Annotated in this window: 21 protein-coding genes and 2 tRNA genes; 13 read left to right on the forward strand and 10 right to left on the reverse strand. The window is 65.6% G+C overall.

Annotated features, from left to right (window positions below):
- Positions 1-133: 133 nt before the first annotated feature.
- Entirely contained in the window at positions 134-2,212 is a 2,079-nt protein-coding gene (locus JF515_RS03715) for a transporter substrate-binding domain-containing protein (protein WP_203101128.1), read from the forward strand.
- A gap of 100 nt (positions 2,213-2,312) precedes the next feature.
- On the opposite strand, the gene JF515_RS03720 is transcribed toward JF515_RS03715, so the two are convergent.
- The gene (locus JF515_RS03720) at positions 2,313-3,227 is read right to left on the reverse strand and encodes an alpha/beta fold hydrolase (protein ID WP_203101130.1); all 915 of its coding nucleotides are present in this window, start codon (positions 3,225-3,227) and stop codon (positions 2,313-2,315) included.
- 74 nt (positions 3,228-3,301) lie between these two features.
- On the opposite strand from JF515_RS03720, the gene JF515_RS19665 reads away from it, so the two are divergent.
- From JF515_RS19665 to JF515_RS03755, 7 genes are all read left to right on the forward strand, one after another.
- Positions 3,302-5,113: a PDZ domain-containing protein gene (locus tag JF515_RS19665; RefSeq protein WP_203101132.1), complete on the forward strand. Its 1,812-nt coding sequence runs from the start codon at positions 3,302-3,304 to the stop codon at positions 5,111-5,113.
- A 5-nt stretch (positions 5,114-5,118) separates the two neighbouring features.
- A complete protein-coding gene (hrpA, locus tag JF515_RS03730; protein ID WP_203101134.1) occupies positions 5,119-8,991 on the forward strand; it encodes an ATP-dependent RNA helicase HrpA in 3,873 nt (1,290 codons plus the stop codon).
- Between the two features lie 194 nt (positions 8,992-9,185).
- Entirely contained in the window at positions 9,186-10,316 is a 1,131-nt protein-coding gene (locus JF515_RS03735; protein ID WP_203101136.1) for a beta-ketoacyl-ACP synthase III, read from the forward strand.
- Positions 10,317-10,453: 137 nt separating this feature from the next.
- Positions 10,454-10,702: a hypothetical protein gene (locus tag JF515_RS03740; protein WP_203101138.1), complete on the forward strand. Its 249-nt coding sequence runs from the start codon at positions 10,454-10,456 to the stop codon at positions 10,700-10,702.
- Positions 10,703-10,714: 12 nt separating this feature from the next.
- A complete protein-coding gene (locus JF515_RS03745) occupies positions 10,715-11,578 on the forward strand; it encodes a DUF692 domain-containing protein (protein ID WP_203101140.1) in 864 nt (287 codons plus the stop codon).
- On the forward strand, positions 11,578-12,348 hold the full coding sequence (locus JF515_RS03750) for a DNA-binding domain-containing protein (protein WP_238400823.1): 771 nt from the start codon (positions 11,578-11,580) through the stop codon (positions 12,346-12,348). The genes JF515_RS03745 and JF515_RS03750 overlap by 1 nt, the downstream gene beginning before the upstream one ends.
- Positions 12,349-12,427: 79 nt before the next feature.
- Entirely contained in the window at positions 12,428-13,285 is an 858-nt protein-coding gene (locus JF515_RS03755) for an MlaA family lipoprotein (protein WP_338015165.1), read from the forward strand.
- A 177-nt stretch (positions 13,286-13,462) separates the two neighbouring features.
- Here JF515_RS03755 and JF515_RS03760 read toward each other — a convergent pair whose 3' ends face one another.
- The 3 genes from JF515_RS03760 to dusA are packed head-to-tail and all read right to left on the reverse strand — an operon-like array spanning position 13,463 to position 15,926.
- Positions 13,463-13,903 carry a TerB family tellurite resistance protein gene (locus JF515_RS03760; RefSeq protein ID WP_203101142.1) on the reverse strand — a complete coding sequence of 147 codons (441 nt, stop codon included), beginning with the start codon at positions 13,901-13,903 and terminating at the stop codon, positions 13,463-13,465.
- The gene (locus JF515_RS03765) at positions 13,900-14,856 is read right to left on the reverse strand and encodes a transaldolase (RefSeq protein WP_203101144.1); all 957 of its coding nucleotides are present in this window, start codon (positions 14,854-14,856) and stop codon (positions 13,900-13,902) included. Before JF515_RS03765 ends, JF515_RS03760 begins: the two co-directional genes overlap by 4 nt.
- A 44-nt stretch (positions 14,857-14,900) precedes the next feature.
- Positions 14,901-15,926 (reverse strand): tRNA dihydrouridine(20/20a) synthase DusA, encoded by a 1,026-nt coding sequence (gene dusA / locus JF515_RS03770; RefSeq protein WP_203101146.1) that lies wholly within the window; start codon positions 15,924-15,926, stop codon positions 14,901-14,903.
- Between the two features lie 147 nt (positions 15,927-16,073).
- Between dusA and JF515_RS03775 the strand changes: the two genes are divergently transcribed.
- The 4 genes from JF515_RS03775 (at position 16,074) to JF515_RS03790 (ending at position 18,144) form a co-directional block, all read left to right on the forward strand.
- Positions 16,074-16,229, forward strand: coding sequence for a DUF1328 domain-containing protein (locus JF515_RS03775; protein ID WP_203101148.1), 156 nt, complete (start codon positions 16,074-16,076; stop codon positions 16,227-16,229).
- Between the two features lie 152 nt (positions 16,230-16,381).
- A complete protein-coding gene (gene gltX, locus JF515_RS03780; protein WP_203101154.1) occupies positions 16,382-17,872 on the forward strand; it encodes a glutamate--tRNA ligase in 1,491 nt (496 codons plus the stop codon).
- Positions 17,873-17,987: 115 nt separating this feature from the next.
- Positions 17,988-18,063, forward strand: a tRNA-Ala gene (locus tag JF515_RS03785).
- Between the two features lie 5 nt (positions 18,064-18,068).
- Positions 18,069-18,144 (forward strand) — tRNA-Glu (locus JF515_RS03790).
- A gap of 186 nt (positions 18,145-18,330) precedes the next feature.
- On the opposite strand, the gene JF515_RS03795 is transcribed toward JF515_RS03790, so the two are convergent.
- From JF515_RS03795 to JF515_RS03805, 3 genes are read right to left on the reverse strand one after another with little or no spacing between them, the layout of a single operon-like run.
- Positions 18,331-19,098: a TIGR01458 family HAD-type hydrolase gene (locus tag JF515_RS03795; protein WP_203101155.1), complete on the reverse strand. Its 768-nt coding sequence runs from the start codon at positions 19,096-19,098 to the stop codon at positions 18,331-18,333.
- A 40-nt stretch (positions 19,099-19,138) separates the two neighbouring features.
- Positions 19,139-19,855 (reverse strand): RES domain-containing protein, encoded by a 717-nt coding sequence (locus JF515_RS03800; protein ID WP_203101156.1) that lies wholly within the window; start codon positions 19,853-19,855, stop codon positions 19,139-19,141.
- Entirely contained in the window at positions 19,852-20,256 is a 405-nt protein-coding gene (locus tag JF515_RS03805; protein WP_203101157.1) for an MbcA/ParS/Xre antitoxin family protein, read from the reverse strand. Before JF515_RS03805 ends, JF515_RS03800 begins: the two co-directional genes overlap by 4 nt.
- A gap of 179 nt (positions 20,257-20,435) precedes the next feature.
- Between JF515_RS03805 and JF515_RS03810 the strand changes: the two genes are divergently transcribed.
- Positions 20,436-21,455 carry an amidohydrolase family protein gene (locus JF515_RS03810; protein ID WP_203101158.1) on the forward strand — a complete coding sequence of 340 codons (1,020 nt, stop codon included), beginning with the start codon at positions 20,436-20,438 and terminating at the stop codon, positions 21,453-21,455.
- Here the strand turns inward: JF515_RS03810 and JF515_RS03815 are convergent.
- The 3 genes from JF515_RS03815 to gltA form a co-directional block, all read right to left on the reverse strand.
- Positions 21,452-22,327 (reverse strand): NAD(P)-dependent oxidoreductase, encoded by an 876-nt coding sequence (locus JF515_RS03815; RefSeq protein ID WP_203101160.1) that lies wholly within the window; start codon positions 22,325-22,327, stop codon positions 21,452-21,454. The genes JF515_RS03810 and JF515_RS03815 overlap by 4 nt on opposite strands.
- 4 nt (positions 22,328-22,331) lie before the next feature.
- A complete protein-coding gene (locus JF515_RS03820; RefSeq protein WP_203101161.1) occupies positions 22,332-23,408 on the reverse strand; it encodes an SMP-30/gluconolactonase/LRE family protein in 1,077 nt (358 codons plus the stop codon).
- A gap of 109 nt (positions 23,409-23,517) precedes the next feature.
- Entirely contained in the window at positions 23,518-24,804 is a 1,287-nt protein-coding gene (gene gltA, locus JF515_RS03825) for a citrate synthase (protein ID WP_203101162.1), read from the reverse strand.
- Positions 24,805-25,010 lie beyond the last annotated feature (206 nt).

The following is a 25,010-nucleotide window of genomic DNA, read 5'->3' on the forward strand; positions in this document are numbered from 1 at the left end:
GGCAATCCCTCAAGGGGCGCTTCGGCGCCCCTTTTTTTTGCTTCCGAGCCGCGCTGTCGGCCACCGTTTTTCATGGGGGTTCGCCGTCGGTCAGTCTTTTCGGTTAGATTGAGAGGCAGGAGGGATCGACGTTATGACACGACACCGAGTGCTGGCGGCTCTGCTGGCTGGCCTGACGTTGCTGCTGGGGGCCTGTGGGCCGCAATCCAAGGACTACATCGAGACCGGTGACCTGGACGCCCTGCGCGAACGGGGCGAGTTGCGCCTGGTGGCGCCACGCTTCGATGAGGAGCAGGCCCTGGTGCGCGAGGGCGTGCCGCTGCAGGAGTTCCGCGAGCAGGCGGAGGCGGCGGCCCTGTCCCTGGGCCTGGAGCCGCGCTGGGTGTACGCCGATGGTACCGGCGGCCTGGACGACATGATCAATGACGGTCGCGCGGACATGATCGTCAGCAATTATTCGGTCACCGACGATCGCCGCGAGCGGGTGGCGTTCTGTACGCCGGTGGCGGTGATCGACGAGTATCTGGTGGTGGCCAAGGACCGCGAGGGGGGCAGCCTGGCGGAGCTGGGCGAGATCACCGTGGCGGTGCCGGAAGACACCGCCTACGCGGAAACCGCCGCTGAACTGGCGGAGCGCCACGACAACCTGACCGTGGAAACGCTGCCCCCGGGCACCTCTGATTCCGGTCTGCTGGATGCGGTGGCGGCGGGCAGCTATGACGCCGCCATTGTCGACGGCAACATGCTCGACAGCCTGCTGATGGACTACGACGGCCTGCGCAAGGGCCCGGTGGTCACCGAGCGCCGCCGTATCGCCTGGGCGGTGCGACCGGACAACACCGCGCTGCGCGCGGCGATCAACGAATTCATCGTCAGCCATCATGTGAGCGCCTCGGTGCGGGCCCGGGCCCAACGGGACTGGGCGGCGATCAAGAAGGAAGGCGTGCTGCGGGTGATCACCTCCAACAATCCGGCCAGCTATTTCCTCTGGCGGGGGGAGTTGATGGGGTTTGATTACGACCTCACGCGCCACTTCGCCAAGCAGCACGGACTGCGCGTGCGCATGGTGGTGCGCGACAGCGCCTCGGCTATGTTCCAGGCCCTGCAGGACGGGGCCGGCGACGTCATCGCCGCTTCCATGACCGACACCGAGGAACGCCGGCGGGCCGGCTGGCGGTTCAGTAAGCGCTACCTCGAGGTGCACGAGCAGATTATCGGCCGCGCCGACGAGGAGCCGTTTGAATCGGTTCAGGCGCTGGCCGGGCGCACCGTGGCGGTGGCGCCGGACAGCGCCTTCGTGGATAGCCTGGAGGCATTGCGTGAGCAGGGCATCGCCGTGGAAACCCGTCTGGTGCCGGACGCCACCTCGGAGATGCTGATCCAGCAGGTGGCCGATGGTGACGCCGACCTGACCCTGGTGGACAGCCATCTGGCGGCGCTGGAAAGCACCTACCGTGACGACATCCAGCCGCTGTGGACCCTGGAAGGCAGCCGTGATATCGCCTGGGGCCTGCGCGAGAATCAGCCAGGCCTCAAGAAGCAGCTTGATGCCTACATTACCCGCAACTACAAGGGGCTGTTCTACAACGTCACCTTCAACCGCTATTTCAAGGAAACCAAGACCATCCGCATTCACGAGCAATACCGGGTGGAGGCGGGCAAGGAAATCTCTTCCTACGACGACCTGGCCAAGGAATACGCGCTTGAATACGGCTTCGACTGGCGGCTGGTGATCTCGCAGATGTACCAGGAAAGTCAGTTCGACCCGGATGCGCGCTCGTTCGCTGGCGCCCGGGGGTTGATGCAGGTGATGCCGCGCACCGGCCGCCAGTTCGGTTTCACCGATCTGCATGATCCGGAGCAGGGCATCGCCGCCGGGCTGGCCTACCTGGAATGGCTCGAGGACCGTTTCCCGCAGCGCCTGGAGCTGGCGCAGAAGCTCTATTTCGGGCTCGCCGCCTACAACGCCGGCGCCGGTCACGTGGAAGATGCCCGGGTACTGGCCCAGCGGTTGGGCAAGGACCCGGATCAGTGGTTTGGCAACGTGGAAACCGCCATGTTGCTGTTGTCGCGGCCGCAATACGCGCGCCAGGCACGCTTCGGATACGTGCGTGGTTCCGAGCCGGTGAAGTACGTGCGCGAGATCCGTAACCGCTACCTGGGTTACGTGGATTTCACCGAGGAGAACAACATCTCCGCCGAGCCGGATTAAAGTTCGGCGCAATCGCGGCTGAAGCGGAGTGCCGCCCAGCCGCTCCTACGGGGCTTTAGAATGCGGTAGGAGCGGCTTCGGCCGCGATCCGGCGCTGGCGTCACAAACGCCGGTTCAGCCACTCCAACAGTGTCTGGCGGACCTCCGGGGCGCAGTAATCATTGAGGATTTCATGGCGGCCCTTGGGGCAATCCAGACGCTGCAGCGGCAGCCCGCGGCGGCGCAGTGCCTTTTCCAGACGATCCATGCCCTTGCCGCCGCCGCTCATGGGGTCCTCGCGACCGCCCAGCAACAGCACTGGCAAGTTCGCCGGCAGCGCCGCCAGGCCCTTGCCGGACTGAATGCGCGCCAGCGCCGACACCAGCGCCACCCAGGTGGCGTTGGTGCACTGAAAACCGCACTTCGGGTCCTCGATGTAGGCGGCCACCTGGGCCGGGTCGGCGCTCAACCAGTCGAAGTCGGTGCGCGCGTCGGGCACGCTGCGCGCCCAGGCACGGAAGGTGAGGGTGTCGATCAGGTTGCTCTGGCCGCGCGCGCCCTGGCGCCGTTGCTGCCAGCGCAGCACCGGCAGCAGGGTGCGATAGTAGGCGCTGGCGTGGTAGTCGCTGCCGCACAGTACCAGGCCGTCCAGCCGGTCGCCGAATCGCTCGGCCCCGGCCAGGGCCAGAAACGAACCCATGCTGTGGCCGCCCAGCACCAACGGGCCGGGGTGGCGCTCGGCCACGGTATCGATGACGCGCTCGATATCGCTCATCACCTTTTGCCAGCCGTCGTCGTCGGCGAAATGGCCGGGCGGGTCGGCGCCGTCCATGCTGATGCCATGGCCGCGATGGTCCGGGCAATACAGGTTCCAGCCGTGCTCGGCGAGAATTTCGCCCAGGGCCTGATAGCGGGCGCCGTGCTCGGCCATGCCATGCAGCCAGATCAAGGTGCCCAGCGATTCGCTGGCACGCCATTCATGCACGCCGATGGTGTGGCCGTCGACGGCGCCAATAACGAAGCAGTCCGAAGTCATGGTAGAGGGGTTCCCCAGAAACAGTGCTGAACATGTATCATGACGGGCCCCTCGTCGCCAGTTAAGGAGTCGGTGTGATTCATTACCGGATTCGTCCGCTCAGACCGGAAGCCCATCTGTTCCAGATCACCCTGACCGTGGCCGCGCCCACCCCGGAAGGCCAGGGGCTGACGCTGCCGGCCTGGATTCCGGGCAGCTACATGATCCGCGATTTCGCCCGCCATATCGTCAGCCTGGAAGCCCGCGCCGGCGACCAGGTGCTGGACGTGGCCAAGATCGACAAGCAAACCTGGCAGCTGCCGCCGGTGGACGGGCCGGTGACCGTGGATTACCAGGTCTACGCCTGGGATTTGTCGGTACGCGGTGCCCATCTGGATACCACCCACGGCTATTTCAACGGTCCCTGCGTGTTCCTCGCCGCCATGGGGTTCGAGGACCAGCCCTGCGAAGTGGACATCGAGGCCCCGGACGGCGCCGCCTACGGCACCTGGAAACTGGCCACCGGCCTGGAGCGGGTAAGCGGGCCGGAGCTGGGCTTCGGTCGCTTCCGCGCCGACGACTACGACGCGCTGCTTGATCATCCGGTGGAGATGGGTGATTTCGACCACGCCGAATTCGAGGCTTGTGGCGTTCCCCACCAGGTGGTGCTCAGCGGTCGCCACCGGGCGGACATGGCGCGGCTGTGTCGGGACCTGCGACCGATCTGCGAGCATCATATCAAGCTGTTCGGCGAGCCGGCGCCGATGAAGCGCTATGTGTTCATGACCCTGGTCACCAACGGCTACGGCGGCCTGGAGCACCGCAACTCCACCAGTCTGATGAGCCCGCGCACCGATCTGCCCCTGCGCACCGACGCCCCGGACCAGGTCCGCGACGGCTATCGCAGCTACCTGGGCCTGTGCAGCCACGAATATCTCCACACCTGGAACGTCAAACGCATCAAGCCGGAGGCGTTCACTCCCTTCGACCTGCGCGGCGAGGTGTACACTGAATTGCTGTGGGCCTTCGAGGGCATTACCAGCTATTACGACGATCTGTCCCTGGCGCGCACCGGGCTGATCAGCCCACGGAGCTATCTGGAGCTGCTCGGCCAGACCATTACCCGGGTGTATCGCGGCCAGGGCCGCTTTAAGCAGACCGTCACCGAATCCAGCTTCGACGCCTGGACGCGTTTTTATCAGCAGGACGAGAACGCGCCCAACGCCATCGTCAGCTATTACGCCAAGGGGGCGCTGATCGCTCTGGCTCTGGATCTGACCCTGCGTCGCGCCACCAACGACGAGAAAAGCCTGGATGATCTCATGCGGCTGCTGTGGCAACGCCACGGCCAGACCGGGCAGGGCGTGCCGGAGCAGGGTATCCGGCCGCTGGCGGAGGAAGTGGCCGGTACCGATCTGGGCGATTTCTTCGACCTGGCCCTGTACCGCACCGAGGACCTGCCGCTGGAGGAACTGCTTGCCGAGCGCGGCGTTACCTTGAACTGGCGGGCCGCCGAAGGGCACGGCGACAATGGTGGCAAACCGGGTGGCAAACCGGGCGAAAAATCCGACCGCTCGCCGGTGCACCTGGGGGTGCGCGTGGCGGCGGACCCGGGCGGCGCCCGGGTGCAGGTGGCTTACGAGCAGGGCGCGGCAATGGCCGCCGGCCTGTCCGCCGGCGATGTGATCATCGCCGTGGACGGCATCAAGGTGGACGCGGGCTCGCTGGACACCGTCCTGGCCGGTTACAGCGAAGGTGAACGGGTGGAGGTGCACGCCTTCCGCCGCGACGAGCTGATGCGGTTCACCGTGGCGCTGGCACCGTCGGAGCCGACCACCGCCTGGCTGAGCATGGACGGCGACGAGCTCAACGATAAGGGCCGGGCCTGGTTGTTCAATCGCCGCTAAAGTACATGACCGAAACTTCATTACAGGATCTTTATCAACGTCTGCGGCAGGCCCGGGCCGGGGACCGGCCGCGCCTGAAAAAACGCCTGGACGGTCTGGCCCGGCGTTTCAGCGCCGGCGGTCGCGACCAGGTGGCCGCCGCCATCGAGCGCTCCGTGGCCGCCCGGGAACGCCGTCGTGGGTTACTGGCGGCGCCGCTGGAATGGCCGGACCTGCCGGTGGTACGCCATCGCGAGGAGCTGGCGGCGGCGATCCGCGATCACCAGGTGGTGGTGGTGGCCGGCGAAACCGGCTCCGGCAAGACCACCCAGCTGCCCAAGATCTGCCTGGAGCTGGGACGTGGCGTGGATGGCTACATCGGTCACACCCAGCCGCGTCGGCTGGCGGCCCGTTCGGTGGCGGCGCGGCTTGCCGAGGAGTTGCACACCCGGGTTGGCGAGAAGGTCGGCTACAAGGTGCGCTTCAGTGAGCAGGTCGGCGAGGACAGCCTGATCAAGCTGATGACCGATGGCATGCTGCTCAGCGAGATTCAGAACGACCGCTTCCTCCATCAGTACGACACTCTGATCATCGACGAGGCCCATGAACGCAGCCTCAATATCGACTTCCTGCTCGGTTACCTGAAACAACTGTTGCCGCGCCGTCCGGACCTGAAGGTAATCATTACCTCGGCGACCATCGATCATGAGCGCTTCGCCGAGCACTTCCACGGCGCGCCGGTGTTCGAGGTATCCGGGCGCACCTATCCGGTGGAGATCCGCTACCGCCCGCCGGAGGGCGATCGCGACCTGGGCCCCCAGGTGGAGGATGTGCTGCGTGAGATTCAGCGCGAGGAGCGCCGCGACGGCCCGCCAACAGCCCGGGACGTGCTGGTGTTTCTGAGCGGTGAGCGCGACATCCGCGACGTGCACCACCACCTCAAGCGCTGTGAGTTCCGCGACACGGAGCTGCTGCCGCTGTACGCGCGCTTGAGCGGCGCTGAACAGCAGCGGGTGTTCTCCGGCCACCGGGGGCGGCGGGTGGTGCTCAGTACCAATGTGGCGGAAACCTCCCTCACGGTGCCCGGCATTCGTTATGTGATCGACGCCGGCACCGCCCGCATCAGCCGCTACAGCGTGCATTCCAAGGTGCAGCGGTTGCCGGTGGAACCGGTGGCCCAGGCCAGCGCCAATCAGCGCGCCGGGCGCAGTGGCCGGCTGATGCCGGGCATCTGCTTCCGCCTCTACGATGAGGACGATTTCCTGCAGCGACCGGAATTCACCGATCCGGAAATCCAGCGCACCAATCTGGCGGCGGTGATCCTGCAAATGTCGGACCTGCGCCTGGGCGCGGTGGAGGACTTCCCGTTCATGGAACCGCCGGATGGCCGGCTGATTCGTGACGGTTACCGGCTGCTGGAGGAGTTGGGCGCCCTGGACGGCAAACGCAAGCCCACGCCCCTGGGGCGGCAACTGGCGCGCTTCCCCCTGGACCCGACCCTGGCGCGCATGGTGGTGGGTGGCGCCGACAAGAAGGCCCTGCGTGAGGTGCTGGTGATCGTCGCCGCCCTGGCGGTGCAGGACCCCCGCGAGCGGCCCCGGGACAAGCAGCAGCAGGCGGACCAGGCCCACCAGCCGTTCGAGGATAAGGACAGCGATTTCCTGTGGTTCCTTAACCTCTGGCAATGGACGGAGGAGCAGCGCGAGGCGCAGTCACGCAATCAGTTTGAAAAGACCCTGAAGAAAACCTTCCTGGCGCCGTCGCGCATGCGGGAGTGGCGCGATACCCATCGCCAGTTGTTGCTGCTGGCCCGGGAACAGGGCTGGACCCTGAACGCCGAGCCGGCGGAATACGAGGCTATTCACCGGGCCCTGCTCACCGGCCTGCTGGGCAATGTGATGCAGCGCGGCGAGGAGGGCGAATGGCTCTCCACCCGCAACCGCAAACCGCTGATCTGGCCGGGTTCCACCCTGAGCAAACGGGCGGGCAAGAAGAACGGCGCCCGCTGGCTGATGGCCGCCGAACAGGTTGAAACCAGCCGCTTGTTCGCCCGCTGCGTGGCGCGCATCGAGCCGCAATGGGTGGAACAGGAAGCGGCGCACCTGATCAAGCGCCAGTATTTCGAGCCGCACTGGTCGAAGAAACGCGGCTGTGTGATGGCCAAGGAACAGGTCAATCTGTTCGGCCTGATCCTGGCGTCCGGCCGGCGTGTTAACTACGGTCCCCTGGACCCGCCCCTGGCCCGGGAACTGATGATTCGCGAAGGTCTGGTGGACGGCCAGCTGACCCGCGAACCGCCATTCGTGAAGGCCAACCGGGAGCGCCTGGAACGGCTTGAGGACATGGAGCACAAGCTGCGCCGCCGCGACATCCTGGTGGACGAGGAAGCGCGGGTGGCGTTCTATGACCAGCGTTTGCCGGACGGGTTGTACACGCTTACCCACCTGGAAACCTGGTATCGCAAGGAAGCCAGCGAAGCGCAACGCCGGGCTCTGCTGATGGACGATGACTTCCTGCTCTCGCGCAGCCCGGACCTGCGCCAGGACGCCTTCCCCGACCAGCTCGACCTGGATGGCCTGACGCTGCCGCTGGAATACAGCTTCGAACCCACCGGCGACACCGACGGCGTGACCCTGGTGGTGCCGGTGGCGGCCCTGGATCAGGTGCCGGAGGAGCGCCTGGACTGGCTGGTGCCCGGCTTGCTGCGCGAGAAGCTGGAGGCGCTGATCCGCGGCCTGCCCAAGGCGCGCCGCCGGCATTTCGTGCCGGTGCCGGATTACGTGGAGGCGTTGATGGAATCCCTGGCGCCGGATCGGCCGCTGCTGCCGGCCATGACCCGGGAACTGCAGCGCATGACCGGCGTGCGGGTGGAGCAGGAAGAATGGCCGGTGGAACGGATTCCCGACTACCTGCGCATGAACCTGCGGCTGGTGGACGGCGACGGCGCCACTCTGCGTGAGGGCCGTGATCTGGCGGCGCTGCGGCGCGCCTTCGCCGACCAGGTGCAGGCCGCCGCCGAGACCGCCGGCCAGCGCGAGCCGGACCCGGAAGGCCGGGACTGGTGTTTCGCCGAGCTGCCGGACAGCGAGGAGGTGGCGCAGGGCGGGGTGCGGTTGCGTTACTTCCCGGGGCTGGAGGATGGCGGCGAGACCGTGGCCCGGCGCCGCTGGTCCGATGCCGATGACGCCGCCTGGCACCACGGCTATGGGTGCGCCCGCCTGGCGCTGCTGGCCCTGGGCGATCAGGTGCGTGCCCTGAAACGCTTCGCCGGCCAGCAGCCGGGCTTCCAGAAGCTCAAGGCGGACAAGTCGGAACTGGGCCGGCGGGGCCTGGAGCGGGTACTGCTGCGCATCGCCGCCGACCATTTCCGTTTCCATTCCGAGCCGGTGCGTGCCGAGGCGGACTGGCGCGCTCGTTTCGATACCGGGCGCGGGGACTTCGTGGCCGCCGCCGAGAACGCCCTGGGCGAATACGGTCGGCTGTTCGCGGCTTACCGGGGCGTGATGGGCCGTCTGGAGAAGAACTTTCCGCTCGCCTGGGCCCATGCCCACCGGGACCTGAAAACCCAGCTCGCCGACCTGTTCGGCGATGATTTTCCGCTGGCGGTGGAGGCGGACTGGCTGAGCGAATACCCCCGCTACCTGGCGGCGCTGGAACAGCGCCTGGAAAAACTCAGCGGCCAGGCCGGCCGCGACCGGGCCCTGGTGGCGGAACTGGAGGATTTTCAGGAACGCTACCGGCGCCGCGCCGGTGATACGCCGGCCTGGCGGCAACCGCCCCCGTTGCGGCTGTTCCGCTGGATGATCGAGGAATACCGGGTGAGTCTGTTCGCCCAGCCCCTGGGTACCAGGGTGACGGTGTCCGCCAAGCGGCTCAACAAGCAGTGGGAAGCCTGTTGAGTGAGGCTGGATTCGCGGCTGAAGCCGCTCCTAAGGCACATTCAACGCGCCAGGAGCGACCAACGCTGTAGGCGCGACTTCAGTCGCGATCCGGTTTATGGCCTTTGCGCCGGACCTGTCATATCCGGATAATTGACCTATTTACTGTCGCGGCGCTCTACTTTTCGGAGCGCCCTTTGCGCGAGGACAGGCTTGTGACCCATTCCGTAGTAATCAGCGGTACCGGACTCTGGACGCCGGAGCAATCGATCACCAACGACGAGCTGGTGGCGTCGTTCAATGAGTACGTGGACCGCTACAACCGCCGCCACGCGGCGGCCATCGAAGCCGGGGAGATGGACGCCCTGACGCACTCCAACAGCGCTTTCATCGAAAAGGCCTCGGGGATCAAGCAACGCTTCGTGCTCGATAAGGAAGGCATCCTCGACCCGGATCGCCTGTGTCCCACCATCCCCGAGCGTGGCGACGACGAGATTTCCGTGCAGGCGGAAATCGCCGTCAAGGCCGCGCGTCAGGCCCTCGACAATGCCGGCCTCACCGCCGACGACCTGGACGCGGTGCTGGTGGCCTGCTCCAACATGCAGCGCGCCTACCCGGCCATGGCGGTGGAAGTGCAGGCCGCCCTGGGCATGAATCACGGCTGGGGCTATGACATGAACGTGGCCTGCTCCAGCGCCACCTTCGGCATTCAGACCGGGGTCGACGCGATTCGCAACGGCTCCGCCCGCCGCGTGCTGATGGTCAACCCGGAAATCTGCTCCGGCCACCTGGCCTGGGAAGACCGCGACTGCCACTTCATCTTCGGCGACGTGAGTACCGCGGTGATTCTGGAGCGCGCCGAGGACGCCACCAGCGCCAATCAATGGGAAGTGCTGGGCACACGGCTACAGACCAAATTCTCCAACAACATCCGCAACAACTTCGGTTTCCTCAACCGCGCCGCGCCGGATGGCGTTGGCGCCCGCGACAAGCTGTTCCGCCAGGAAGGCCGCCGGGTGTTCAAGGAGGTTTGCCCGATGGTGGCCGAGCAGATCACCTCCCACCTTGGTGATCTGGAGGTGCCGGTGGAACAGGTCAAGCGCATGTGGCTGCACCAGGCCAACCTGAACATGAATGAGTTCATCGCCCGCCGGGTGTTGGGTCGCGAGGCCAGTCGCGAGGAAGCGCCGGTGATTCTGGACGACTACGCCAACACCAGCTCCGCCGGTTCCATCATCGCTTTCCACAAGCACAACGCCGACCTGCCGGCGGGTACCAAGGGCGTGATCTGCTCCTTCGGCGCCGGCTATTCGATCGGCAGCGTGGTGGTCGACCGGGTGAAATAAAGCGCCGTTTTCGTGGATCTCCACGTAACCTTTACCCGGTCCGTGCATCCATGGGTGGCGTGGCGCTGAAAAATGGCGCCACGCGACACAATAATGTTCATACATCCGGAAGCACTACCGTTTTCAGGAGATCCATCATGGCTAAGCAAAGCAAACTGAATCCTTTCGCCGTCACCCTGGGCGCCGCCGTGGTCGCCTCGGCCATGTCCGTGCCGGCCGTGCAGGCCGCCGAGAACCCGTTCGGCGCCACCGACCTGGCCAGTGGCTATCAGCTCGCCGATAACCACGGCAAGGACGCCGAGGGCAAATGCGGTGACGATAAATCCACCGAGGGCAGCTGCGGCGGCGACAAGTCCTCCGAAGGCAGCTGCGGCGGCCAGGGCTGATCCCGGAGCCGAATGATGACGGCTTTCCCCGTGACCGGCACCGGTCTGGGGTTGCGGCGGGCCCTGATGGGCCCGCTGTCCAATACCCCGGCTCCGCCGCTGGATTTTCTGGAAGTGGCGCCGGAGAACTGGATTCCCATGGGCGGGCGGTTGGGCCGTGATTTCCGTGCCCTTACCGAACGCTTTCCGTTCGTCACCCATGGCTTGAGCCTGTCCCTGGGCGGCCCCGAGCCACTGGACTTCGAACTGCTCGGCCATATCAAGGCGTTTCTCGCCGAGCACCGCATCCGCGCCTACACCGAGCATCTCAGTTACTGCGGCGACCACGGTCATCTCTATGATCTGATGCCGATCCCGTTCACCGAGGAAGCGGTGCGCTACGTGGCGGACCGCATCCGCCGGACGCAGGATTTTCTTGGCCAGCGCATCGCCGTCGAGCACGTCAGTTACTACGCCGCGCCGCCGGTGCGCGAAAGCGCCGCTCTCGGCGAGCTGGAGTTCGTGCGCGCGGTGCTCGAGGAGGCTGACTGCGGCTTGCTGCTGGACGTGAACAACGCCTACGTGAATGGCGTCAACCATGGCTACGACGCCGCCGATTTCATTCGCGGCCTGCCCGGTGAGCGGATTTTCTACGTGCACGTGGCCGGCCATTTCGATGAAGCCGAGGACCTCAAGGTGGACACCCATGGCGCGCCGGTGATCGATCCGGTGTGGCGCCTGCTGGAGGTGGCCTATGAACACTTCGGCGTGCTGCCAACCCTGCTGGAGCGGGATTTCAATTTCCCGCCCTTCGATACCCTGTGCGACGAGCTGCGCCGCATCGGAGATATCCAGGGGCGTCACGGCGGCGCCGCCACGGCGATCCGGAGCGCCTGATGGAACCGGAATTCCAGCGCATCCAGAGACGCTTCGCCGCCCATCTGCGTGATCCCGAGCGCCACCCGGCGCCGGAGGGCATCGAGGAGCGCCGCCTGGCGATCTACCGCACTCTGTTTTTCAACAACATCAACGGCTTTCTGGAGAAGGGCTTCCCGGTGCTGCGCGCCCTGTACGCCGATCACGACTGGCGCCGGCTGGTGCGTGCCTTTTTCGACGGTCACCGCAGCGCTTCACCCTACTTTCTCGATATCCCGGGGGAGTTCGTGCGTTTCCTCGACGAGGAATACAGCGCCCTCGCCAGTGATCCGCCGTTCCTGGTGGAGCTGGCCCACTACGAGTGGATGGAAGTGGTGATCGATACTCGCCAGGATACCCGGCCCACCGGCAACCTGCGCCCGGAGGGCGACCTGCTGCGTGGCGTGCCCTGCCTGTCACCGCTGCACGCGGTGCTGCAGTACCGCTGGCCGGTGCATCGCATCGGCCCGGATTACCGGCCCGGGACGCCGCCGGAGCAGCCGGTGTGGTTGCTGGTCTACCGCGACCAGGAGGAGCGGGTGGCGTTCATGGAGATCAACGCGGTGACCGCCCGCCTGCTGGCCCTGATCGAGGCCCATCCGTCGTTGAGCGGCGCCGGGGTGCTGGCGTTGCTGGCGGAGGAAATGGCGCACCCTGATCCGCGAGCGGTGCGTGATTTTGGCGCCGAGCTGTTGGCGGGCCTGCGCCAGCGCGGCCTGATTCTGGGGACATGGCTCACGGAACCCGCATGAGTGGCGGTGGGGCGGTTGCTCTCCGTGCCGCCGGGGCCGCTATAATGCGCCGACCCTGACGTTTAAGAAGGACACCGCCGTGCGTGTATGGATATTCGCCCTTTTGTGGGCCTCCCTGGCTGGCTGCGCCCATTCCCCGGCCGAGATGGACCCGGCGCCGGGCGAAAACCGCGAGCGGCCAGTGGCGGACGACGCCATGACCGGCCAGGCGGCGGTGGCCGCCGAGGACGACGACTGGGGCGAGGATTCCACGCCGTTTTCCCGGGGCAATGCCGGGCAGTTCGAGGAACGCGACCCCTGGGAAGGCTTCAACCGCAAGATCTTCGGCTTCAACGACTTCGTCGATCGCTATGCCATCAAGCCCGCCGCCAAGGGCTACCGCTGGATCACTCCGCAATGGCTGGACGACACCGTGACCCGCTTCTTCAGCAACCTGGGTGACATCGGAGACAGCGTCAATTACGTGCTGCAGTGGCGCTGGGGCGAAGCCGGCAACAACCTGGGCCGGTTCACCGTCAACACCACCCTGGGCATCGCCGGCCTGTTCGATGTGGCCAGCAGAATGGACCTGAACAACTCGGACACCAACCTGGACGTGACCCTGGGGCGCTGGGGCGTGCCCTCCGGGCCCTACCTGGTGCTGCCGATCCTGGGGCCTTCCACGGTGCGTGATACCGGCACGCTGTACCCAAGCGCTTACCTGTGGCCGCCCACCTATATCGAGGATGACCTGACCCGCTACGGCGTGGCCGCCCTGTACGGCGTCGATCTGCGCGCCGACCTGCTGGATCTGGAGCGCAACATCGTCGGCGACCGCTATACCTTTATTCGCAACGCCTATTTGCAGCGCCGCCTGGTGCAGGTCGAAGGCGAGGACGCGGCGACCCCGGCGCTGCCGGACGAGGACCCGGAGCTGGAAAGCAACGACGGCTGGTGATTGCCGCCCGATCTTCGGGCGTCCTGCATCGGTAGGAGCGGCTGGGCGGTATTTCGTTTCAGCCGCGATCATGGGTGGTGCCGTCTTCATCGCGACTGAAGTCGCTCCTACAGCCGCGCGGGACGTTACCTCGAAGCGTCTCGTCGTGGTCCCCCTTCCGGGAAAGCCGGGTGAGCCTTATTGCTCGCTCAGGGCGGCGAGCTTGCCGCGAATGAAGTCTCCGTGGGAGACGTACAACAACTCGGAGACGCGGCGGATCAAGTGCTCCTCGTGCTGGTCCGCCTTGCCGTCGGCGGCGGCGATGGCCCACATGTCGTAAACCAGCCGCACCCGGGTTTCCGGGTCCCAGCGCTCGCGCAGAGGCCGGGTGAACTCGAACAGATCGGTGGCTTCGTCCAGGCGGGTTCGCAGCTCCGAGAGGATGTCCCGCATTTCATCCTCGTCCAGCCGCCAGTGGCGGCGTACCGCCTCCAGCAACAGTTGTTCCTCGCTCTCATCCACCTCGCCGTCGGCGCGCGCCACCTCCATGAGCAGGGCGGCGGCGGCACGGTGCAGGTCCAGGGTGGTGGTTTCGGTGGCCGTCTCCGTGGACGGGAACAGGCGGGCCAGCCATTTCACGCGGCGATCTCCTCCTCGGTGAGCAGTTGCTCCAGGGCCCGCTGGTCGGCGGCGAAGCGGCGGATGCCGTCACTGAGCAGATCGCAGGCCATGGGGTTCTCATTCAATGACCAACGGAACGCGGCTTCGTTCACTGGCTGCCAGTCGCCGTCCGGCTCCACCTCGGAGGCGTCCAGGCGCCGCTCCAGCTCACCCGGGTCCTGGCCCAGTTCGTCGAGCAGCGCCGGGCTGATGGTAAGCCGGTCGCAACCGGCCAGCGCCTCGATTTCAGCCGCGTTGCGGAAGCTGGCGCCCATCACGATGGTCTCCAGACCACGTGCCTTGAGAAGCTGGAAGATGCGGCGTACCGATTGCACGCCCGGGTCCTGGTCGATGTGGTTGATCTCCAGACCCTGCTTCACGTGCCAGTCCCGGATGCGCCCCACGAACGGTGAAATCAGCGTGGCGCCGGCCTCGGCCGCGGCCAGGGCCTGCTCCACGGAGAACACCAGAGTCAGGTTGCAATGGATGCCTTCCTCCTCCAGTACCCGGGCGGCCTGAATGCCTTCCCAGGTGGCGGCGGCCTTGATCAGCACCCGGTCGCCGCTCACGCCCAGCTCCCGATACAGCGCCATCAGCCGGCGCGCTTTCTCCACCGTGGCGACACTGTCGAACGACAGGCGCGCGTCCACCTCCGTGGAGATCAGGCCAGGGATGTGCTCCAGCACCGCCTGGCCGGCGACGCAGGCGAAGGCGTCGCAGCACCAGGCCAGATCATCGCCGTGGCCCATTTCCCGCGCCAGTTCCCGGGCTTCGTCGAGCAGGTGGCGGTAACGTTCATCGCGGGCGGCGGCCAGCAGCAGCGAAGGGTTGGTGGTGGCGTCGTGGGGCCGCAGTTCGGCGATGCGGTCCAGATCGCCGGTATCCGCCACTACCGTGGTCCATTGTTCCAGTTGTTCGCGTTTGCTTGTCATACAGCACCTTCCGATTTGGTTTGCCCGCGTCAATTCAGGGATGTTCAGGATGCAGCATAGCCAAGGGCGCGCTCGCCCAAAAGAGCCAGGGCTTCCTCGTAAACCCGGGGAGTGGCGTCCGGCTTGTGGGCGTTCTCGCTGAGATGGCGCCGGTAGGCGCGGGCGCCGGGTATCGCCTGGAACAGGTTGAGCGCGTGGCGCAGCACATGCTTGGGGTGCACCCCGGCGGCGTAACGCCGCTCCAGATAGGGCAGGAACGCCTCCGCCACCGCCATGCGGTCCGGCGCCGGGCCGTTGTCGCCAAACACGCGCATGTCCACGTCGGCCAGGAACCAGGGGTTCATATAGGCTTCCCGGCCCACCATCAAACCATCCACCTGATCCAGGTGGCCGAGCATGCCGTCGATGTCCTTGAGCCCGCCGTTGAGAATGATCTCCAGGTGCGGGAAGTCCCGCTTGATGGCGTAGGCGCGCTCGTGGATCAGCGGCGGGATGTCCCGGTTCTCCTTCGGCGAAAGCCCGTCGAGAATCGCCTTGCGGGCATGGATGGTGAGGCTACGGCAGCCGGCGGCGTCCATGTGGGCCACGAAACGATGCAGAAAAGCGTAGTCGTCCTGATCGTCGATGCCGATGCGCGTCTTCACCGTCACCGGCACGTCGGTGACGGCGGCCATGGCTTCCACGCAGCGGGCCACCTGCTCCGGCTCGGCCATCAGCACGGCGCCGATCTTGCCCTGCTGCACGCGGTCCGACGGGCAGCCCACGTTCAGGTTGATTTCGTCGTAGCCGAAATCCGCGCACACCCGCGCCGCCTCGGCGAGCTGGCCGGGGTCGCTGCCGCCTAACTGCACCGCCAGGGGGTGTTCGGCGGCGTCGAAGCCGAGCAGTTTTTCCCGGTCGCCGTGGATCACCGCCGGCGCCACCACCATCTCCGTGTAGAGCAGAGTGCGGCGGGTGATCAGGCGGGCCAGATAACGAAAATCACGGGTCGTGTACGCCATCATCGGGGCGATGGACAGACGCCGGGACAGGGTCGCCGGGGCGGGTGTGAGAGCAGGGGAGTTGGACATGGCGGCATTATCGCACGGCGGCGGCGATCCCGGAAAACCGCCAACGTAAAATACCTCAACAAGAGTATATTCGTGTAAAACCGCCTTGCCGCGATGCCGCGCTTTGTCTTTCATGGAATCACCAAACACGAAGCAGGGAGAATAACCATGTTGGGATGGAGTCTGATTTTTCTGGTTGTCGCGATCATTGCCGGGGTACTGGGTTTCGGTGGTATCGCGGGTACGGCGGCGGGCATCGCCAAAATTCTGTTCGTGGTGTTCCTGGTGATCTGGATCGTCAGCCTGGTGGTTGGCCGCCGCTGACGGGTCGGCATCGCCCGGCGGCGTGTCCGCCCGCCGGGCTTGTGCTGACGGCACCAGCGGCTTGTGCTGATAGCGCCGGCGGCTTGTGCTGATAAGAAGGCGCGTATCTTCTACAATACGCGCCTTTCTTATATTCCGGCCACGGAGTCAGCATGACCGTTCGTACCCGGGTGGCGCCTTCGCCCACCGGTGACCCCCATGTGGGCACCGCCTATATCGCCTTGTTCAACCTCTGCTATGCCCGCCAGCACGGCGGTCAGTTCATTCTGCGCATCGAGGACACCGATCAGAGCCGGTCCACGGACGCTTCGGAGCAGGCGATCCTGGATTCGCTGCGCTGGCTGGGCCTGAACTGGGACGAGGGCCCGGACGTGGGCGGCCCCCACGGCCCTTACCGGCAAAGCGAGCGCGCCGCCATCTACCGGGAGCACGCCGAGCGGTTGCTGGCCGACGGCCACGCCTTCAAGTGCTTCCGCACCGCCGAGGAGCTGGACGAACTGCGCGCCGCCCTCAAGGAAGCCGGCGAGAACCGTGCCCTCAAGCCCGAGGACCTGGAGCTGGCCGCCGACGAACAGGCGCGTCGGGAGGAGCAGGGCGCGCCCTACGTGATCCGCATGCGCGTGCCCCGGGATGGCCGTTGCCAGGTGGAGGATCAGTTGCGCGGCACCGTGGAGCTGGACTGGGCCCTGGTGGACGCGCAAATCCTGCTGAAATCCGATGGCATGCCCACCTACCACCTGGCCAACGTGGTGGACGATCATCTGATGGGCATTACCCATGTGATCCGTGGTGAGGAATGGCTTAACTCGGCGCCCAAGCACAAGCTGCTGTACCAGTACTTCGGCTGGGAGATGCCGGTGTTGTGCCACATGCCGCTGCTGCGTAACCCGGACAAGTCCAAGCTCAGCAAGCGCAAGAACCCCACCAGCATCAACTTCTACCGGCGCATGGGTTATATGCCCGAGGCGGTGGTGAACTACCTGGGCCGCATGGGCTGGTCGATGCCTGATGAGCGCGAGCGCTTCACCCTGGATGAGATGCAGGCGGCGTTCGACATTCAAAGGGTGTCCCTGGGCGGGCCGGTGTTCGACGTGGAGAAGCTGAGCTGGCTCAACGGCCAGTGGCTGCGCGATCTGTCCGACGAGGAGTTTCTGCAACAGTTGGTGGGTTGGGCCTTCAATCGCGACTACGCGATGAAGGTGCTGCCCCATATCAAGCAGCGGGTGGAAACCTTCGGTGAGGTGGTGGACAAAGCCGGCTTCTGTTTCGCCGGGCAGGTCAGTATCGACGAGTCGGACTTCGAGCATCCCAAATACGACATCGACACCCAGAAGCGCTGGCTTCAGTTCTTCCTGTGGGCCTGCGAAGCACAGCGCGACTGGACCCGGGACCGGCTGTTCGCCGACGCCAAGGCTCTGGCCGACGCGGTGGAGGTGAAGATCAAGGATTTCCTGTTCCCGGTGTTCGTGGCGGTCGCCGGCACCAGCGCCAGTTTCTCGGTGGTGGACAGTATGGAACTGCTCGGCTCGGACATCAGCCGCGCCCGTCTGCGTCACGCCATCGAGGTGCTGGGCGGGGTGTCCAAGAAGCAGACCAAGAAGCTGGAAAAGGAATTTGGTTCACTTTTTCAGCAAACCGGTTAAGGGATGAACAGACGGACACATCGGCGTCAAAAACCGCTGGAGAGTGCTTGACAGGTAAGGGTCGCTGCGTAAAATACGCGGCTCCACACAGGGCATGACCCGGTGGGACAAGTTTGGGGCCATAGCTCAGCTGGGAGAGCGCAACACTGGCAGTGTTGAGGTCGGCGGTTCGATCCCGCCTGGCTCCACCAAAAACGTCCCCTTCGTCTAGTGGCCTAGGACACCGCCCTTTCACGGCGGTAACAGGGGTTCGACTCCCCTAGGGGACGCCAAATAAAAAGGCCCCGGCTCGACAGAGCCGGGGCCTTTTTATTTGGCGTTTCACCTCTGGGGGGTGAGCCGCGACCGAAGCACCGCTTCGCAGCGCGGCGAACGCCCGGCCAGGGATGGCCGGGCAGGGCGTTCTGGAGGGCACGGCGTCTCGCCAGGGACGGCCGCTCCGGTTTCTCCATGGCGCGTCAATCGCCCAGCACCCGCGCCACGGCGCCCCCGATGTCCGCTTCCAGCCAGAAATCCCCCGTTATCCCGTCTTCATCGCCGGGCCGGTATTTTCCGGTCTTCACCAGACAGCCTTGCAGCCCGGCGTCCAGGGCCCCCTGAACGTCGCTGGCGGCGTCGTCGCCGATCATCATCACCCGGTCCGCGGGCAGGCCCAGGCTGTCCACGGCTTGGTCGAAGAAGGCCCCGGCGGGTTTGCCGGTGACCGTGGCGGTGCGGTCCGCGGCGTACTCCAGGGCCCGCACGAACGGACCGGCGTCCAGGTGCAGGCCGTCGTCCAGTTGGAAGTGCCGGTTCACGCCCATGGCCACCAGTTCGGCGCCGTCGTGCAGCAAGCGGAACGCCCGGTCCAGGTTGGCGTAGGTAAAGTCGTCCGCGGCGTCGCCGATCAGCACCGCGTCCGGGTCTTCGCCGGACAGGTCACTGAAATCGTCGCGCAGATCCGGGTGGATCAGGCACCAGGGGCGGAAACCGCGTGCCTTGAGCCAGTCGTGGGCGGCCCGGGGCGCGGTGAACAACTGGTCCGGATCGATCAGGAAGCCCCGCTGGCGCAGGTCATCAAGCAGTTGGGCGTGGCTCCGGCGAGAGGTGTTGGTGACGAAACGCACCGGCAGGCCGGCGCGGCGCAGCCGTTGCAGGGCCTCAAGGGCGCCGGGCAGGGCGCGCGGGCCCTGGTAAAGCACGCCGGACAGGTCCAGCAGCAGAGCATCGGGCAGGGTATCGGACATGGTGACGGCGACCCCGGGTCGCTGAAACAGTGCTTTTAGCCTAGGCGTCCGTGGCGCCGCCGGCAAGGCGCCGGATGGTCAGTACATGGGCGATCCGCTCGCCGTCCCAGACGTATTCATAGTGGGTCGCGGGGGTGACCGCCTCGATCAAATGGGGGGAGAGCAGGGCGAAACAGAGGGCGCGCTGGTGGCGTACCGAGCCATAGGCCAGGCCATGCTCATCGGCGGCGCGCAGGGCGCGGCCCAGCTGGCGCGCGACGCCATAGTCGTCCGGGTCGTGCCAACCACGGTCGTCCCGGTACGGGGTGTGGATGTCCCGCAGGCGGGCGCTGAACCGTACCCGCAGCCCGCGCATCACGATGCGGTCGTACTTGAGGCCGGGTACGTTGCGGAAATAGCGTTCCTGGTGGTAGCGGGTTTCGGCGATGGCGGTGGCCATGCGCTCGGCGCAGTAGAACACGCCGTACTCGCCGTCGGAGAAACGGGAGCCCCGGGGGCTCAGATGGACGAACGGGCCGAGGGCATAGTTACAGCCGGGAATGCCCCAGGGACGGCGGGCTTCCGGCACCAGATGAAGCTCGCCCACCTGCATTTGCAGGCGGGGATTGGTTAGCGCCTGGACCGCGTAGAGCGCCTCGAAATCGTCCTGGTCGGCGACGTCGTCAAAGATATGGATGGGCGGGTACTTGCCGTTGACCAGCCGGTAGGCGTCCTGGTGCCGGCAGTCGCGCAGGGGCAGGGCCGACCACTCGCTCACCACTGGCCTCCGCGCAGACTGTCCAGTTGACGGTGCACCTCGTAAAGGCTGGCCACCCGACCGTTGCTCATCACGTCCATGGGGCTGGCGCCGTTGAAGAACGGGTTGTGGTTGGGCAGCCGCACGAAGCCGTAGACGTTCTCCCGGTTGCCGAACAGGGTGCGCAACGCCTGGTGGATATTGAGCAGATAGCTCAGGCGTTCCAGCAGATCGTTGCCGATGCGGGCGCTGTCCGGGCGGCTCTGGTATTTGTGCAGGGTGGAGCGGCCGACGCCGAGCAGCGCCATCTTTTCCTTCTCGCTGCACTGCCAGTGGTCGAGAAGGCGCAGCACGGCGCGTAGCGCGGCGTGGCGGGCGCGGTCGTCGAGGGGCTGTTCGATGGGGGCGATGGCCGGTTGCATGGCGGTAGCTCCTGGATGTTTTGTCCATAATAGGATGAAAGACATTTAAAAGTCCACAAATGGACATGAAGACTGTGAAAAACTGTTCAACACCGTGGAATGGCGAAACCCGCCGCGCCGGGCCGGGTCCTTGTTAGCGATACGAGGCGTTACCGAGACCAGAACAAGGGAGAAGGGAAGTGCGAGCATTGTTGTGGCTGGCGTTGTTGGGGCTGGTATTGCCGGCCAGCGGTCCGCTTTGGGCCAGGGATTACACCTGGGTGGATGCCCATCTGCATTACGTGGACTTCATGCAGGAAAGCGACGGCGCGGACGCCATGTTCCAGGCCATGGACGAGGCGGGTGTGGATCAGGCCTGGCTGTTTGGCCTGCCGGTGGTCAAGAAGTGGGAGCAGAACGCGCCGCGCCGGCCCCGTTATTATCTGGGCGACGAGGCACCTCTGTACTATTACAGCGCCACCGACGACATCGTCGCCCGGGCGATCCTCGAACTGCCGGAGGAGCGCCGCCGGCGGCTGGTGCCGTTCATCAGTGGCTTCAACCCCACCGACCTGAACGCCGCCCGTCAGGTGGAGCGGCTGATCGAGCGTTACCCGGGGCTGTGGCGGGGCATCGGCGAGGTGATCACCCGTCACGACGATCTGACCGCCCTCACCAATGGGGAAACACCGCGCGCCAACCACCCGGCTCTGATGAAGATTTACAAGGTGGCCGGCCGTCATGACCTTCCGGTGTTGCTGCACAGCAATTTGACCTCCCTGCGGGAGGAAACGCCGATCTATCTGGAAGAATTGGAAGCGGCGCTCAAGGCCCATCCGGACACCCGTTTCGTGCTCGCCCACGCCGGCACCAGTGGCGGCGTGGAGAAACGCCAGGCGCCTCTGGATACGCTGCCGGCGATCATCCGGGCGCTGCTGGACCGCTACGACAATCTGTACGTGGATCTGTCCTGGAGTGTGCGCGAGCACTATCTGCTGGATGACGACCGGCCGAGCCGGGTTTGGTTGTCATTGATCAAGGATCACCCCGACCGTTTCACGCTGGGCACGGATCTGGTGGGGCATTTCGACAGTATGAAGAAGATTCTGGACGCCTACCGGCCGTTGTTGGATGCCCTGCCGGAGGACACCGCCCAGGCGTTGGCCCGGGACAATGCCCGGGCGCTGGTGCCGGAGCAGGGCGCCCTGCCGGAGGGTTAGTCGCGGTCCCGGCGCAGGCGGCGCAGCAGGCTGGAGGTGTCCCAGCGGCCGCCGCCCATGGCCTGAACCTCCTTGTAGAACTCGTTGATCAGGGCGGTGGCGGGCAGGCTGCTGCCCTGGCGGGTGGCTTCCGCCAGGCAGATATCCAGGTCCTTGCGCATCCAGTCCACCGCGAAGCCATGGTCGTACTCATCGGCCAGCATGGTCCGATGGCGGTTGATCAGTTGCCAGGAACCGCCGGCGCCGGCGCCGATCACCTGCATGGCTTTTTCCACGTCCAGGCCGGCGTCGCGGGCAAACGATATTGCCTCCGCCACCCCCTCGATCACGCTGGCCACGCAGATCTGGTTGGCCATTTTGGTGAGCTGGCCCTGGCCCGCCGGTCCCATGTGCACCACGCTTTTGCCGTAATGGTCGAGGATCGGCGCCAGCCGCTCGAAGGTGGCGTCGTCGGCGCCGCACATGATCGATAACTGGCCGTTCTCCGCTCCTTGCTGGCCGCCGGAGACCGGCGCGTCCATGAAGCGCGCGCCTTTTTCCCGGCAGGCGGCGTCCAGGGTCCGGGCCATGGCGGCGCTGGCGGTGGTGTGATCCACCAGCACGGCCCCTTTGGCAAGGCCGTGCACGCAGCCGTTGTCCTCCAGGGTAACCTGACGCAGGTCATTGTCGTTACCCACGCACACGAACACCAGATCGGCGCCGTGGGCGGCCAGGGCCGGGGTGCGGGCCTGCTGGCCTCCGTATTCCCGTGCCCAGCGCAGCGCCTTGTCCTCGCTGCGGTTGTAGACGGTGACGTCGAGCCCGGCCCGGGCCAGGTGCCCGGCCATGGGGTAGCCCATGTTGCCCAGGCCGATAAAGGCGGCGGTGGTCATAACGTTACTCCTGAGTCTCGGTGAGAGGCAGCACGGCGAAGCTGTCACGGGTGAGGCTGCCCAGATAAAGCCGCTGGCCGTGCTGCTCCACGCTGGTGATGGGCGCGAAGGCGTCCTCGGCGCGGTGTTGCAGGTTGTGGGTTACCTGGCCGTTCTCGTCCAGGCCCAGCACGAAGGCGTGGCGGGCCGGCTGCGGCTGCATGAAGGCGGGCAGGCGGAACACCACTTTGCGCAGCAGCGGCTTGTCGGCCATGGCATCCAGGGCGCCGTTGCGGGGTGCGAACAGGGCTACCCAGAAGGTACCGTCGCCATTGCTGGAAACACCGTCCGGGATGCCGGGCAGGTTGTCGAAGAAGACATCGTGCTCGCCGGCGTGCTCACCGCGCAGCCAGTAGCGGATCACGTTGTAGCTGCCGGTCTGGGTGACGACCACGAAATCCTCGTCGCCGGACAGGGCCACGCCGTTGGCGAACTGCAGGTCGTCGATCAGCACCGTGGTGGCGCCGGACGCCGGGTCGAATTTGAGAAAGCGGCCATGGCCGCCATGCTCGATGATGTCGTCGCGGGCATGCATGGCGGGGCCGAACTTGCTGGAGGCATCGGTGAAATAAATGGTGCCGTCGGAGGCCACGTCCACGTCGTCGGTGAAGCGGAAGGGCACGCCGTCGGCGCCGTCGGTAAGCACCTCGATGCGACCGGAACCCGGCGTCACCCGCAGCAGGCCGCGATAACCGTCGGCCACCACCAGGCTGCCATCCGGGGCGAAGTCCAGGCCCAGGGGACGGCCCTCGGTGTTGGTGATCAGGTCCGGATGCTCGCCACGCGGATCGAAGCGCACCAGGCGACCGTCCTGGTAACCCACATAAAGGTTGCCGTCGGCGTCGATGGCCACGTCCTCGGGGCCGGTGCCCTGGCCACGGGCCAGTCGCCGCGCCGCCGCCAGCCGTTCGTTGACCGCGTAGTCGCCTTCCAGCGCCGGGGCCTCCGGAGCGTCCCAGGCCACCGGTTCGATCGGCACGGGCCAGAACAGCAGGTAAGCGGCCAGGGCGGCGACGATCAGCAGCGCGATGATTTTTTTCATTGTGATTTCCTATGGGCCTGATCCAAAAAAACAAGCCAGAAGTGTAGGTATTCGCCGGGCATAAAAAAAGGCCGCCCGGAGGCGGCCTTTCTGATCGGACGACGGGCGCTTATTTGCGCTCGTTGAGCGGCACCAGGGTGCGCTCGGTCTCGCCGGTGTAGAGCTGGCGGGGACGGCCGATCTTGTAGGGATTGGAAATCATCTCGTTCCAGTGCGCCACCCAGCCCACGGTGCGGGACAGGGCGAAGATCACAGTGAACATGGAGGTCGGGATGCCGATCGCCTTGAGAATGATCCCGGAGTAGAAGTCCACGTTCGGGAACAGCTTCTTCTCTTTGAAGTACGGGTCGCTCAGGGCGATTTCCTCGAGCTTCATGGCAAGCTCGAGCTTGGGATCGTTGACGCCCAGCTCGTTGAGCACCTCATGACAGGATTCGCGCATCACGGTGGCGCGCGGGTCGTAGTTCTTGTAAACCCGGTGGCCGAAGCCCATCAGCTTGAACGGATCGTTCTTATCCTTCGCCTTGGCGACGTACTTCTCGATCTGGCTGACGTCGCCGATCTCGTCGAGCATGTTCAGCACCGCTTCGTTGGCACCGCCGTGGGCGGGGCCCCACAGGGCGGAAATGCCGGCGGCGATGCAGGCGAACGGGTTGGCGCCGGAGGAGCCCGCCAGACGCACCGTGGAGGTGGAGGCGTTCTGCTCGTGGTCGGCGTGCAGGATGAAGATCTTGTCCATGGCCCGCGCCAGGGTGGGGCTGACCTGGGTTTCCTCGCACGGATTGCCGAACATCATGTGCAGGAAGTTTTCCGCGTAGCCGAGGTCGTTACGGGGGTACATCAGCGGTTGGCCGAGGCCGTATTTGTAGCACATGGCCGCGATGGTGGGCATCTTCGCGATCAGCCGGAAGGCGGTTACCTCACGGTGTTCGGGATTGGTGATGTCCAGCGAGTCGTGGTAGAAGGCGGACAGCGCGCCGACCACGCCGCACATGATCGCCATGGGATGGGCGTCACGGCGGAAGCCGTTGAAGAAATTGCGAATCTGCTCGTGCACCATGGTGTGGTTCTTCACGGTGCCGACGAATGCCTCTTTCTGCTCGGCATTGGGCAGTTCGCCGTTGAGCAGGAGGTAGCACACCTCAAGGTAATCGGACTTGGCGGCCAGTTCCTCGATGGAGTAGCCCCGGTGCAGCAGCTTGCCGACTTCACCGTCGATGTAGGTGATCTTGGATTCGCAGGAGGCGGTGGACGTAAAGCCCGGGTCGAAGGTAAACAGGCCGTTGGCGGTCAGGGAGGAAACGTCGATCTCTTCGCGGCCCAGGGTGGGCGTCAGGATCGGCAATTCCAGATCGTCGCGGCCCTCTACCTTGAGAATGGCTTTCTTCTCGGTCATGGGAATTTCTCCTCGGTGAATAGAGGTACGCCTCCGGGATGCCGGCCAATGCAGGGTCTTGGTCGCGTTTCCCGGTGGGAAGGTCCTCCAGAGCGCGGGGGACGTTAAAGTTTTGATGGGTCTTTGTCAACGAGAAGCCGGCCCGGGCGCGGCTGGCACTTTTTCAGGGTAAACAGTGTATTAGCGCGCACCTTCGCGGGGCATTG

Source organism: Alloalcanivorax marinus (assembly GCF_016785095.1).
GTDB lineage: Bacteria > Pseudomonadota > Gammaproteobacteria > Pseudomonadales > Alcanivoracaceae > Alloalcanivorax > Alloalcanivorax marinus_A.

What these genes read in the sequence shown, in the direction of transcription:
- JF515_RS03820 (WP_203101161.1), bottom strand. Translation starts at nt 23,408, where the DNA reads ATGAAAAAAATCATCGCGCTGCTGATCGTCGCCGCCCTGGCCGCTTAC.
- gltX (WP_203101154.1), top strand. Translation starts at nt 16,382, where the DNA reads ATGACCGTTCGTACCCGGGTGGCGCCTTCGCCCACCGGTGACCCCCAT.
- JF515_RS03745 (WP_203101140.1), top strand. Translation starts at nt 10,715, where the DNA reads ATGATGACGGCTTTCCCCGTGACCGGCACCGGTCTGGGGTTGCGGCGG.
- JF515_RS03720 (WP_203101130.1), bottom strand. Translation starts at nt 3,227, where the DNA reads ATGACTTCGGACTGCTTCGTTATTGGCGCCGTCGACGGCCACACCATC.
- JF515_RS03795 (WP_203101155.1), bottom strand. Translation starts at nt 19,098, where the DNA reads ATGTCCGATACCCTGCCCGATGCTCTGCTGCTGGACCTGTCCGGCGTG.
- JF515_RS03805 (WP_203101157.1), bottom strand. Translation starts at nt 20,256, where the DNA reads ATGCAACCGGCCATCGCCCCCATCGAACAGCCCCTCGACGACCGCGCC.
- JF515_RS03815 (WP_203101160.1), bottom strand. Translation starts at nt 22,327, where the DNA reads ATGACCACCGCCGCCTTTATCGGCCTGGGCAACATGGGCTACCCCATG.
- JF515_RS03715 (WP_203101128.1), top strand. Translation starts at nt 134, where the DNA reads ATGACACGACACCGAGTGCTGGCGGCTCTGCTGGCTGGCCTGACGTTG.
- dusA (WP_203101146.1), bottom strand. Translation starts at nt 15,926, where the DNA reads ATGTCCAACTCCCCTGCTCTCACACCCGCCCCGGCGACCCTGTCCCGG.
- JF515_RS03775 (WP_203101148.1), top strand. Translation starts at nt 16,074, where the DNA reads ATGTTGGGATGGAGTCTGATTTTTCTGGTTGTCGCGATCATTGCCGGG.
- gltA (WP_203101162.1), bottom strand. Translation starts at nt 24,804, where the DNA reads ATGACCGAGAAGAAAGCCATTCTCAAGGTAGAGGGCCGCGACGATCTG.
- hrpA (WP_203101134.1), top strand. Translation starts at nt 5,119, where the DNA reads ATGACCGAAACTTCATTACAGGATCTTTATCAACGTCTGCGGCAGGCC.
- JF515_RS03740 (WP_203101138.1), top strand. Translation starts at nt 10,454, where the DNA reads ATGGCTAAGCAAAGCAAACTGAATCCTTTCGCCGTCACCCTGGGCGCC.
- JF515_RS03750 (WP_238400823.1), top strand. Translation starts at nt 11,578, where the DNA reads ATGGAACCGGAATTCCAGCGCATCCAGAGACGCTTCGCCGCCCATCTG.
- JF515_RS03765 (WP_203101144.1), bottom strand. Translation starts at nt 14,856, where the DNA reads ATGACAAGCAAACGCGAACAACTGGAACAATGGACCACGGTAGTGGCG.